Here is a 12,029-nt window from a genome sequence, read left to right as displayed (position 1 = left end):
GCAGAGCATAAAAAAAGGGCCGTAAAGGCCCTTTAGCACGTCACCTTCTCAGACACAGGCAGAGGGTGATGAGGTCACGATCGGTCAGAACTGGTAGGTCAGACCGACGGCGGTAATGTCGTCATCCGCCAGACCCAGCGCGTTGTCGCTGTCCAGCAGGTTGATACGGTATTCGGCATACGCCAGCATGTTTTTGTTGAAGTAGTAGTTGGCACCCACGCTGACATATTTATAGATGTCTGCGCTGCCGATGGTTTCGATGTCCTTACCCCGTGAAGAGACATACGCCAGGGAAGGGCGGAAACCGTTGAGGAATTGATACTGTGCAACCGCTTCTACGTTCTGCGCTTTATTGGCAAAGCCGCCGCCGATCGGCGTGGCGTTATGCGTTTCGCCATACATTGCAGCAAGGTAGATCTGGTTTGCATCATACTTGACGGCGGTTGACCAGATTTCAGCGCGGTCGCCTTCACCGCGGGTGGCCAGATTCTGGGCGTTAGTGCGGTCAATGCTGCCATAGGCGCCAACCATGCTTAAGCCAAAGTCAAAATCATAGGCAATGGACGCCGCATAGCCATCCCCATTTGCCCGGCGGACCGCGTTAGCGCCGCTACGCGCATTCTTGCCCTGATATTGGGCGGCCACGCTCAGGCCATCAACCAGACCAAAGAAGTTGCTGTTACGCCAGGTGGCGACGCCGGTGGAACGGCCGGCCAGGAAGGCATCAGTATAGGCGGAGTCACCGCCAAATTTTGGCAGCATATCGGTGTACGCCAGCGCATCGTAAATCACACCGTAGTTGCGGCCGTAATCGAACGAGCCTGCGTCACCGAACTTCAAGCCGGCATAACCCAGACGGGTTTTATTGCCGGTCTGCGCGTCATCACCTTCTGAATTATTCAACTGGTACTGATATTCCCAGCGACCATAGCCACTGAGCTGGTCGGTGATTTGCGTCAGGCCTTTGAAGCCCATACGGGCATAGCTGTTATCGCTGTTGTTAGCATCATCTGAAGAGAACAGGTGGCTGACGTTAATCTTGCCGGTCAGATCAACTTTGTTACCGTCTTTATTGTAGATTTCGGCGGCGTTCACGCTGCCAATCCCGAGGATGGCAGGAATGACCCATGCCAGAAAGTTGCGCTTCATCATTAAGTAACCCTGTGAATTAATTATTGTAATGACGTCGAATGCGTCGAAAAAGAAAGTGACACAGGAGAGTATGAAATAAAAACTAAATATATGTAACATTGTGTAAATAAGCGTGGGTTATCAGTATTTCCAATGGTGATTAGCTGTTTTTCTTCTTTTTAATGCCACTTTCTTATCATGGGTAGGGGTTGATTTCGTTGTTTTGTTTCGATTTAACACGTTGTTTTCAAGCGTATAATGTTATTTTTAACTTTTCTATAACATTATTTATCTAATTTAATAACCAATGCGGTGGTTTGTTTTCTGTGCTTATTTTGTTCAATAACAAAAATAACGTTGGGCTTGGAATAAAGGCATATTTGCGGTTTTAGTTAATTTGGTGTTGCTGGATATTTCTGTTGTTTTTTTAATCCACCTGAGGTGGGTGTTGATAATTACCAGGGTGATTATTGTGGCGGATAATCTTTAATTTTCCGCTTTTTTAATTAGCGTGATAATTAATTACTTAGCAGGCTCAACTGGCTATCGACGCATGTAGTGGCAGAACTGCGAGCCGAAGGATTAAGCAGACGAATTTTATCGCGTCAAACTGACAAGCGTGCGCGAAGGGATGCCGCTGCAAGAAGAGGGGTCAGACAGCAATTTTTACCCGTTTTGTCTCACGTTAATGTGAAATCTGTTGCAACTGTTACCCCCCGGGGCTGCCTCAAATGGGTGCGTAAAGCCCGATTATGGTGCGCTAAATGCCTCTTTTTAAACCCTAATCCCGGCTTCGATCACAAAAGCGATATTTTATTTTCTCGTTGCATAATTCTTCTCTTTTTTATTCGGCAAACCCACCCCAATCAGAATGTTATTCACTTTATATGCATTAACAGTGCATAAGAGTCTGGCGTAACCCATTGATATTTGGTAGGTGCGATCGGTTTATGCATTTTTATCGCTGGCTGGCACGCTGCGTGCAATCTACAGTAGAGCCGCAATGAATCATTTCATTAACATTATTTAAACTTTTAAGTTACCTGCCAGTGCGCAGTAAACAGAGGCCGTTATGAACCCGTCAGTATCTCGCGAGAATTTTGATCAGTGGATTGTGCCAACCTATGCACCCGCCAGCTTTGTCCCGGTGCGTGCCGAGGGCTCCACATTGTGGGATCAGCAGGGTAAGTCGTATATCGACTTTGCCGGCGGAATCGCGGTGAATGCGCTGGGCCATGCCCATCCGGATCTGCAGAAGGCGCTGCAACAGCAGGCGGCAAAACTCTGGCATACCGGCAATGGCTATACTAACGAGCCGATTTTACGCCTGGCGAAACAGCTGATTGATGCCACCTTTGCCGATCGGGTGTTTTTCTGTAACTCCGGGGCCGAAGCGAATGAAGCCGCCCTGAAGCTGGCGCGTAAAGTGGCCCACGACAGGGTGGGTGAGCAGAAAAGCGGCATCGTGGCGTTCAAAAATGCCTTCCATGGCCGCACCTTATTCACCGTGACTGCCGGTGGCCAGCCTGCCTATTCCAAAGACTTCGCGCCGCTTCCGGGCGGTATCGACCATGCCGTTTATAACGATCTGGCCTCTGCCGCCGCACTGATTACCGACCAGACCTGTGCGGTGATCGTCGAGCCCATCCAGGGCGAAGGCGGCGTTGTGCCTGCTGAACCCGCTTTCCTGCGTGGCCTGCGTGAGCTGTGTGACCAACATCAGGCAGTGCTGATTTTTGATGAAGTGCAAAGTGGCGTGGGGCGTACCGGTTCCCTTTACGCCTATATGCACTACGGCGTCACGCCTGACGTGCTGACCACCGCCAAAGCGTTAGGTGGCGGTTTCCCGATGGGCGCGATGCTAACCACCGAAACGCTGGCGTCGGCAATGGGCGTCGGCACCCACGGCACCACCTACGGCGGTAACCCGCTGGCGGGCGCGGTGGGCGGCAAAGTGATGGAGCTGATCAATACGCCGGAAGTGTTGGCCGGGGTCGCACTGCGTCACCAGTGGTTTGTCGACGGCCTGAATGAGATTAACCAACGTCTGCATCTGTTCAGCGAGATCCGCGGTCTGGGTCTGCTGATTGGTTGCGTGCTGAATCAGGATTACAACGGCCAGGCGAAGCAGTTTAACCAGGCGGCGGCGGTGGAAGGCTTAATGGTGCTGATTGCCGGCGCTAACGTCATTCGCTTTGCACCGTCGCTGATCATCTCTGAAGCCGAAGTGAAAGAAGGGCTGGCCCGCTTTGAAATTGCCTGCCGCGCCGTGATCGAAGGAGCCGCAAAATGATGGTCATCCGTCCTGTTGAACGTGACGATCTCGCTCAGCTGATGGCCCTTGCCAGCAAAACGGGCGGGGGATTGACCTCATTGCCTGCAGACAGCGTCACGTTGTCGGCGCGTATCGATCGTTCTATTCAGACCTGGCAGAATGAATTGCCGAAGGCTGAGCAGGGCTATGTGTTTGTGCTGGAGGACAGTGAATCGGGCAAAGCGGTCGGGATTTGTGCGATTGAGGTGGCGGTAGGACTGCAGGATCCCTGGTATAACTTCCGCGTGGGAAGCCAGGTGCATGCTTCGAAAGAACTCAATGTTTACAACATGATGCCGACGCTGTCACTCAGCAACGACCATACCGGCAGCAGCGAGCTGTGCACGCTGTTCCTCGATCCGGATTATCGCAACGGCAAAAATGGCTACCTGCTGTCGAAATCCCGCTTCCTGTTTATGGCCGGCTTCCGCGATCGCTTTATGCAGAAGGTGGTGGCGGAAATGCGGGGGGTGATCGACGAAGCCGGCCACTCGCCATTCTGGGAAAGTGTCGGCAGCCGTTTCTTCTCGATGTCCTTCAGCGAAGCGGACTACCTGTGCGGCACCGGACAAAAATCGTTTATTGCCGAGCTGATGCCGAAACATCCGCTGTATCTCGATTACTTGTCGGAAGAAGCCAAGAGCGTGATTGGTCAGACCCATCCGCAAACCGCACCGGCCCGTGCGGTGCTGGAAGCGGAGGGATTCCGCTATATGAACTACATCGACATTTTTGACGGCGGTCCAACGCTGGAATGCGATATCGATCGCGTGCGGGCAATCCGTAAAAGCCGACTGCTGAAGGTCAGCCTCGGTGAGCAGGCGGATGACAGCCTTCCGTTATGCCTGGTCGCTAACGACAGCTACGCCGATTTCCGTTCGATCCTGCTGAATGTCGATCTTCAGGGCGACAGCATTATCCTCAGTCCTGAACAGGCTGAAATTTTACGCTGCGGGCCGGGCGACAGCCTGCGCGTGGTGACACTGAATGCGGAGAGTAAAGCATGACGCACTGTATTGAAGGTCAATGGTTGACGGGCGCGGGCGAGCATTTTAGCAAGCTGGATCCGGTCAGCGGCGAGCTGCTGTGGCAGGGCAAAGCGGCCAGCGTCGACCAGGTATCGGCGGCCGTTGAAGCGGCCCGCAATGCTTTCCCTGGCTGGGCGCGTCGGCCCTTTGCTGATCGTCAGGCGATTGCGGAAAAATTTGCCGCGCTGCTGGAAAAAAATAAAGACCAGCTGACCGTCACTATCGCCCGGGAAACCGGCAAACCGCGCTGGGAGTCCGCCACTGAGATTCAGGCGATGATCAACAAAATCGCGATTTCCGTGAAGGCCTATCACAGCCGCACCGGGACGACGGTGGAGGCAGAAAGTTCACTGCGTCACCGCCCGCATGGCGTGATGGCGGTGTTCGGTCCGTATAATTTCCCCGGTCATCTGCCGAATGGGCATATCGTTCCGGCGCTGCTGGCCGGGAACACCGTGGTGTTTAAGCCCAGCGAACTGACGCCGATAATTGCCGAGAAAGTCGTCAAGCTGTGGCAGAGTGCCGGCCTGCCGGATGGCGTGCTGAATATGGTGCAGGGCGGACGCGAAACCGGCCAAAGCCTGTCGAAAGAGCCGCAGGTGGATGGCGTGCTGTTTACCGGCAGCGCGGCGACCGGTTATCAGTTGCACAGCCAGTTTGCCGGGCGTCCGGACAAAATGCTGGCGCTGGAGATGGGCGGCAACAATGCGCTGATCGTTGAAGACCCGGATGATATCGATGCCGCGGTAAACCTGGCGATCCAGTCGGCCTTTATCACCGCCGGTCAGCGCTGCACCTGCGCGCGTCGCATGCTGGTAAAACGTGGCGCGGCAGGGGATACTTTCCTGGTCCGCCTGACGGAAGTGGCCGCGCGAATTAAGCCCGGCGGTTGGGATGAGCAGCCGCAACCTTTTATGGGCAGCGTGATATCCCTGCAGGCGGCGGAGCGTATTTTCAGCGAGTGGCAGGCCCGCGTGGAAGCCGGCGGCAAGGTGCTGCTGCCAATGACCTGGCCCGCCCGCGACAGCGCGATCCTGACGCCGGGGATTATTGATATCACCGCGCTTAACAACGTGCCGGATGAAGAGGTGTTTGGTCCGCTGCTGACGGTGATCCGCTACGACGATTTCGATCAGGCCATCCGCCTGGCCAATAACACCCGTTATGGCCTCTCCTGCGGGCTGATTTCGCCGAAGCGTGAGCTTTTCGATCGCCTGCTGATTGAGTGCCGCGCCGGTATTGTCAACTGGAATAAACCGCTGACCGGTGCCGCCAGCAGCGCGCCGTTCGGTGGCATCGGCGCGTCCGGTAATCATCGCGCCAGCGCCTTCTACGCTGCCGACTACTGCGCATGGCCAATGGCCTCGCTGGAGTCTGCTGACCTCTCGCTGCCCGTGACGTTGTCACCTGGTCTGGACTTCGGTCCGGCGGGAGGCGCGCAATGAGTGCACGTGAAGTAAATTTTGATGGCCTGCCGGGCCTGACGCACCATTACGCCGGCCTGTCATTTGGTAATGAGGCCTCGACCCGCCATCAGCATCAGGTGTCTAACCCGAAGCTGGCCGCGTTGCAGGGCTTAATGAAGATGAAAGCGCTGGCCGATATGGGCTTTGTGCAGGGGGTGATCCCGCCGCATGAACGGCCGAACGTCGCCGCACTGCGCCAGATCGGTTTTAGCGGCAGTGATGCTGAGGTGGTAGCCAAAGCGGCTAAGCAGGCACCGCAGCTGCTGTCTGCCGCCAGCTCAGCCTCCGCCATGTGGGTGGCCAACGCGGCAACCGTGTCGCCTTCTGCGGACAGTGCCGATGGACGGGTGCATCTGACGGTGGCCAACCTGAACAATAAATTCCACCGCGCGATGGAAGCGCCGACAACCGGGGCGTTGTTGCGCGCGATTTTCCGCGACCCGCAGCATTTCAGCGTGCATGATGCATTGCCGCAGGTCGGCATGTTTGGCGATGAGGGCGCGGCTAACCACAACCGCTTTAGCGCGTCCCATCATGATCCCGGAGTGCAGCTGTTTGTTTATGGCCGGGAAGAGGGCAAAAGCGGCGTCGCGCCCGCGCGATATCCTGCCCGTCAGACGCTTGAAGCCAGCCAGGCCGTCGCCCGACTGCATCAGCTGGATGCCGAACGCACGGTGTTCGCCCAGCAGAACCCGGCGGTGATCGACCAGGGCGTTTTCCATAATGACGTCATCGCGGTCAGTAATCAGCAGGTACTGTTTTGCCATCAGCTGGCGTTTCAGGACCAGCCGGCGTTACTGGCTTCGCTGGCGGAAAAAATGCCCGGCTTTACGCCAATTGTGGTGCCGGATAATCAGGTCAGCGTGGCAGATGCGGTCGCCACCTACCTGTTCAACAGCCAGTTGCTGAGCAAGCCCAACGGCAAGATGCTGCTGGTGCTGCCCGAAGAGGCGCGTCAGCATCCGGGCGTCTGGCGTTATCTGTGCGACCTGGTAGAAAGCGGCGGAGCCATTGACGAGCTGAAGGTATTCGACCTGCGTGAAAGTATGTGCAACGGCGGCGGTCCGGCCTGTTTGCGCCTGCGCGTGGTGCTCAACGACAGCCAGCTGGCAGCGGTCAATCCGTCGGTGATAATGAACGATTCGCTGTTTGCCACGCTGAGTGGCTGGGTCGAGCGGCATTATCGCGACAGGCTGTCTCAGCATGACCTGGCAGACCCACAATTGCTGATTGAAGGGCGGCAAGCACTGGACGAACTGACGAAGCTGCTAAACTTAGGGAATGTCTATAACTTTCAGCAGTAATCACGGATGAAGCTAAGCGCATCATGCTACTCTGTGATGCGCCTTGCCTTATTGAAGGAGCAGAAACTCACAACAAGGAGAACGTATGCAGGACTTCCTGAAACAAACCCTGAGCGGAGAGCTACCCGAACAGATCGCCGGTCGCAATGACCAGTTGAGCTGGCAGTGGCTTGATGAAGGGATCCTTGAGCTGACCCCGATTAACATGACGTCGCAGGCGTTTGTAGTCTCAGCGGGTATTCATGGTAATGAAACCGCACCGGTCGAAATTCTTAATGAACTGATTAGCCAGCTGCTGCGCGGCGAGAAGCCTTTGCTGCCTCGTTTGCTGGTGATTTACGGCAACCCGGCGGCATTACGCAACAATAAACGTTATCAGCGCTGCGACATCAACCGGATGTTTGGTGGTCGCTGGCAGCAGTATGAAGACTGCCCCGAAGCGCGTCGTGCATGGCGGCTTGAGCAGGCGATGGAAACCTTCTGGCAGGCTGGCAGCAGTGATGAAGTTCGCTGGCACCTGGATCTTCACACGGCGATCCGTGGTTCTTACCACACGCGATTCGGCGTGATGCCGCTGCGGACCACTCCGTGGCCGGAAGATTTCCTTCACTGGCTGGGTGCGGCAGGTCTGGAAGCGCTGGTGTTTCACCGTTCCGCCGGGGGCACCTTTACCCATTACAGCGGTAAACACTTTAGCGCCGCCAGCTGTACGCTGGAGCTGGGCAAAGCGCTGCCGTTCGGCAGCAATGACTTAACCCAGTTCGGTGCCGCTAAACAGGCGCTGGCCGCGGTGCTGTTCGGTGATGCCTTGCCTGAAGTGACTGCCCAGCCACAGCGTTATCGCGTGTCGCAGCAGATCACCCGGCATACTGAAGCCTTTAAGCTGCATATGAGCGATGACACGCTGAACTTCACCGCTTTTCCTCAGGGCAGTTTGCTGGCTGAAGATGGCGAAGAACGTTTCTACGTGCAGCAGGCGCGCGAGTATGTGATCTTCCCTAATCCCAATGTGGCGCTGGGGCAGCGGGCCGGATTGATGCTGGTGGAAGATAACGCCCACAATGAAGCCTTGGGTTCGGCCGAGTAGTTCTGGCCGGTGGCGTGATTAAAGGCGACCCTTATTCTGGTCGCCTGCTATTTCCCCGCATCAATTCTGTGAAGTCTTAATGTCATCCCCTAATCAACATCGTCCTTAATGCAATCAGCAGCAGGGCCAACTACGCTTACTTTTCCCTTTCCGGATCCTGTCGAACGTATTACACTTCTCCATAATTCCTGCATTAATCCCTTAAAATTCATATCTGTTAGCAATTCCTCACGATAATCTTCGCATTCTCTCCATGATTGCCGTCATTTTGTCTTTTATGCTTTCAGGGCTTTACCCAGGCTCTGAGTACTTGACGTTCAGCGCCCTAAACTGAGTTCCGACATCGCGACATTGTTGTCGTAACAGAACTGAAAAGTAAGGATAAAAATGATGCGTAAATTAACTTCTCTTGTTGTTGCAATGACACTGGCCCTGGGTGCTGCGAATATCGTTCACGCTGCGGCTGATAATATGACGCCTCCTCCAGCAGGAGCCGATAAAACCATGCATCAGCCACCACGTCATGGCGGCATGCACCACGAAATGTTTAAAGGTCTGAACCTGACCGACGCGCAGAAAACACAAATGCGCAGCATCATGAAAGATGCCCATAAAGATATGAAGCGTCCTTCTCTGGATGAGCGTCGCACCATGCACAGCATTATTGCCTCCGACAGCTTCGACCAGGCGAAAGCCGAAGCGCAGGCAACGAAAATGTCTGAAGAGGGTAAGGATCGTGCCCTGAAGATGATGGAAACGCAGAACAAGCTGTATAACGTGCTGACGCCAGAGCAGAAGAAGCAGTTCAACCAGAACTTTGAGAAACGTCTGACAGAAAAGCCGAAGCATGAAGGTAAAATGCTTCCACCGGACGCAGAAGGCTAAGCCCTGCTAATCCTCCACTAAATTGAGACCGCCGACGTTGTTCACAGGGGCCAGGTGCCGTGAACAGCGTCGGCGGTTTCGTTTGTGCGGCTTAAGGCAGGGGAAGGATCGGGAACTTTCCGCTGAGGATTGGCTTACAGAGGATTTTGTAGCCGTCACTGTCGAAGCCTTGCGGCGTGGTGGTGAGTTCGCTGGCCTGCGCCAAATCTTCCACCGAGCCGAGATAGAACCAGTTATTGATAATGTGGATCTGCTGGTGGTTCAGACCCTGTTCGACAACGCCGACCGCGCCTTGCCACGGCCAGCACTGCACCCGTACTCTCTCCAGCGCCGCAATCAGCCGCTGCTGATGATCGTCCAGACTCTCTTTCCCACAGCAGGCACCGGCACAGCGACCCAGGCTGGCGCGGAAGCAGGCGCGTCCTTTGCTCAGCTTCTCCAGCCCTAAAACCCCCAGACACAAGCGCTGTTCATCGGCAATTTTCTGCAATTTTTCCAGTGCGGTATGGCGGCTGGCATACAGGCCAAACAGATCCGGCGTATGGGAAAAGTCGAGCTCTTTGGCATACACCACGGTCGGTTTTTCTCCAGCCATATGCAGTGAACAGAGCTGACGGTTTTTACGCAGCCGCTTATTAAACAACGGCTGCTGCACCTTGATCATCTGCGCTTCCAGCAGCAGGGCGCCCAGCTCTCCGGCCGTCGGGATAAAGGTGACACGCTTTGCCTGACGCAGCATTTTTGCTTCATCAGCGGTGCGGAAATGGGACATCACCCGACTGCGCAAGTTAATGCTCTTGCCAATATACAGCGGCATAGTTTCACTCTCGCCGTGAAAAACATACACGCCGGGCAGAGAAGGTAAGCCTTCAAGATACGGTCGGAGATGGTCGGGATATTGGTAGATCGCCGCGGGTTCAAATTCCAGGCGATGACTTGCTGCACGTCTTGGCACACTGCGCTCCAGTTACTGTTTACTTGTACAGTGTAGCAGGAGGTCTGCGGATAAAAAAGCGCCAGTTATCGCGTGGCGCGCCAGCAAATCAGCGACCCCAGCGTCACCATGACCACGCCTTGCCAGAAGCTGAAGGCGGGCGTGAGCTGCAACCATAGCGTGGCGAGCAACGTAGAGAACACCGGCGTAAAGTACGATGCGGTGGCCAGCAGCGTCATGTTGCCATGCTGGATGCCGGCGTTCCACGCGGAGTAAGCGATGGCGGTGGAGGCGGCCATAAACAGCACTTCAGCCACCACGCCGGGGGAGAAGTGCATTGGCCCCGGCTGGCCGCCGATGGCGAATTTCAGCCACAGCGCCACCGCGGTGATCAGGAAGAACAGGGTGACGCCGCTCTGACCTTCGGCATAGCGACGGGTAACGTTGTTATACAGCGCCCAGGCAATCGCGGCGAAAAACGCCAGGCCATAGGCCAGCGGGTTGTCCATCACATTGTGCCACAACAGCTGTGGCGTCCAGACGCTGTTGCCTTTCAGTACCCAGACGATGCCGCCCAGCGCCAGCGCCAGGCCCGGCCACAGCCACCAGCGAAAGCGCTGCTGATTAAACGGGATAGCAAAGACAATGGTCAGGCTGGGCCACAGGTAATTGATCATCCCCAGCTCAAGCGCCTGCGGGCGGTTGTGGGCCAGACCGATCGACACCGCCAGACAGATTTCGTAGCTGACAAACAGCGCGCCGCCCCACCATAAATAGCGCGGAGGGAGATTGCGCCAGCGGGGCAAGCCGCGCGCCAGGCACAGGAACAGCGCGCTGGCGCTGTAAATCAGTGCTGCGCCGCCGGTGGCGCCAAGCGATTCAGAGATGCTGCGAATCAGCCCTACGGTGGTGCTCCATAAAACTATGGCGCACAGGCCAGTCAGCGTTGCGCGTTGCGGTGTCAGTGCCATCAGAGTCCGTTATGATGAAAAAAGGGCGGTGATGACCGCCCGGAGTGACGAGGTGAGGGTTATTTCTTCCAGAAGTCGTCGAACACGGTAATCGGTGGGCGACGCTTGTGCTCGGTCTTCAGATACCAGCCTTCAATGATTTTGGCGGCGGCATCGTCAATGGTTTTACCTTCCAGATACTGGTCGATCATCTCATAGGTCACACCCAGCGCGACTTCATCCTGCAAGCCAGGACGGTCATCTTCCAGATCGGCGGTCGGCTGTTTCAGGTAGAGATGTTCCGGGCAGCCCAGTTCTTTTAAGAGCTGTTTGCCCTGGCCTTTGTTCAGACGGAAGATGGGGTTGATATCAGTCCCGCCGTCACCGTATTTGGTGAAGAAGCCGGTCACCGCTTCCGCGGCATGGTCAGTTCCGACCACCACACCGGCGTTCATCCCGGCAATGCTGTACTGCGCCTTCATGCGTTCGCGGGCCTTTTCGTTACCGCGAATAAAGTCCGACAGCGTCACGCCGGCATCGCGCAGGGCTTTCTCGCTGGCCAGAATTGCTTCTTTGATATTGACCGTCAGCACGCGGTCCGGCTTGATAAAGTCGATAGCATCCTGGCAATCCTGCTCGTCCGCCTGCACGCCATAAGGCAAACGCACGGCAATAAACTGGTAAGCGCTGTCACCGGTCTCTTCACGCAGTTCGGCGATCGCCGTTTGGCTCAGTTTGCCGGTCAGGGTGGAGTCCTGACCGCCGCTGATGCCCAGTACCAGAGACTTGATAAAGGGATAGGTTTTCAGATACGACTTGAGAAAGTCGACGCTGGTGCGAATTTCCTGCTTAACCTCAATGGTGGGCTTAACGCCCAGCGCTTCGATAATTTCCTGTTGCAGAGCCATTTACCTCTCCTCAGATTCGTTC

At 55.6% G+C, this 12,029-nt stretch carries 10 protein-coding genes; 6 read left to right on the top strand and 4 right to left on the bottom strand.

Annotated elements, in window-relative coordinates:
* Positions 1 to 84: 84 nt before the first annotated feature.
* Complete coding sequence (locus tag AC1UKS_RS12700; RefSeq protein ID WP_482433875.1) at positions 85 to 1,152, bottom strand: porin; 1,068 nt, start codon at positions 1,150 to 1,152, stop codon at positions 85 to 87.
* Between the two features lie 1,051 nt (positions 1,153 to 2,203).
* Between AC1UKS_RS12700 and AC1UKS_RS12695 the strand changes: the two genes are divergently transcribed.
* The 6 genes from AC1UKS_RS12695 to spy all read left to right on the top strand — a co-directional run bounded on the left by AC1UKS_RS12695 (position 2,204) and on the right by spy (position 9,215).
* Complete coding sequence (locus AC1UKS_RS12695; protein ID WP_482433873.1) at positions 2,204 to 3,424, top strand: bifunctional succinylornithine transaminase/acetylornithine transaminase; 1,221 nt, start codon at positions 2,204 to 2,206, stop codon at positions 3,422 to 3,424.
* Complete coding sequence (gene astA, locus AC1UKS_RS12690) at positions 3,421 to 4,452, top strand: arginine N-succinyltransferase (protein ID WP_482433871.1); 1,032 nt, start codon at positions 3,421 to 3,423, stop codon at positions 4,450 to 4,452. The genes AC1UKS_RS12695 and astA overlap by 4 nt, the downstream gene beginning before the upstream one ends.
* Positions 4,449 to 5,918 carry a succinylglutamate-semialdehyde dehydrogenase gene (gene astD, locus AC1UKS_RS12685; protein ID WP_482433869.1) on the top strand — a complete coding sequence of 490 codons (1,470 nt, stop codon included), beginning with the start codon at positions 4,449 to 4,451 and terminating at the stop codon, positions 5,916 to 5,918. Before astA ends, astD begins: the two co-directional genes overlap by 4 nt.
* Positions 5,915 to 7,243, top strand: a complete 1,329-nt coding sequence (gene astB / locus AC1UKS_RS12680; protein WP_265910255.1) for an N-succinylarginine dihydrolase — start codon at positions 5,915 to 5,917, stop codon at positions 7,241 to 7,243. The genes astD and astB overlap by 4 nt, the downstream gene beginning before the upstream one ends.
* 85 nt (positions 7,244 to 7,328) lie before the next feature.
* A complete protein-coding gene (gene astE, locus AC1UKS_RS12675; RefSeq protein ID WP_482433867.1) occupies positions 7,329 to 8,330 on the top strand; it encodes a succinylglutamate desuccinylase in 1,002 nt (333 codons plus the stop codon).
* A 390-nt stretch (positions 8,331 to 8,720) separates the two neighbouring features.
* Positions 8,721 to 9,215 (top strand): ATP-independent periplasmic protein-refolding chaperone Spy, encoded by a 495-nt coding sequence (spy, locus tag AC1UKS_RS12670; protein ID WP_053143505.1) that lies wholly within the window; start codon positions 8,721 to 8,723, stop codon positions 9,213 to 9,215.
* Between the two features lie 91 nt (positions 9,216 to 9,306).
* On the opposite strand, the gene cho is transcribed toward spy, so the two are convergent.
* The 3 genes from cho to nadE all read right to left on the bottom strand — a co-directional run bounded on the left by cho (position 9,307) and on the right by nadE (position 12,007).
* Positions 9,307 to 10,170: an excinuclease Cho gene (gene cho / locus AC1UKS_RS12665; RefSeq protein ID WP_482433866.1), complete on the bottom strand. Its 864-nt coding sequence runs from the start codon at positions 10,168 to 10,170 to the stop codon at positions 9,307 to 9,309.
* A 65-nt stretch (positions 10,171 to 10,235) separates the two neighbouring features.
* Positions 10,236 to 11,120: an aromatic amino acid DMT transporter YddG gene (gene yddG / locus AC1UKS_RS12660; RefSeq protein WP_482433864.1), complete on the bottom strand. Its 885-nt coding sequence runs from the start codon at positions 11,118 to 11,120 to the stop codon at positions 10,236 to 10,238.
* A gap of 59 nt (positions 11,121 to 11,179) precedes the next feature.
* Positions 11,180 to 12,007, bottom strand: coding sequence for an ammonia-dependent NAD(+) synthetase (gene nadE, locus AC1UKS_RS12655; RefSeq protein ID WP_013201889.1), 828 nt, complete (start codon positions 12,005 to 12,007; stop codon positions 11,180 to 11,182).
* Between the last annotated feature and the right edge of the window lie 22 nt (positions 12,008 to 12,029).

This window comes from Erwinia sp. AK-PDG3-5 (assembly GCF_056821705.1).
The sequence above is the reverse complement of the archived record's forward strand: the minus strand, read 5'-3'. Positions and strand labels throughout refer to the sequence as shown.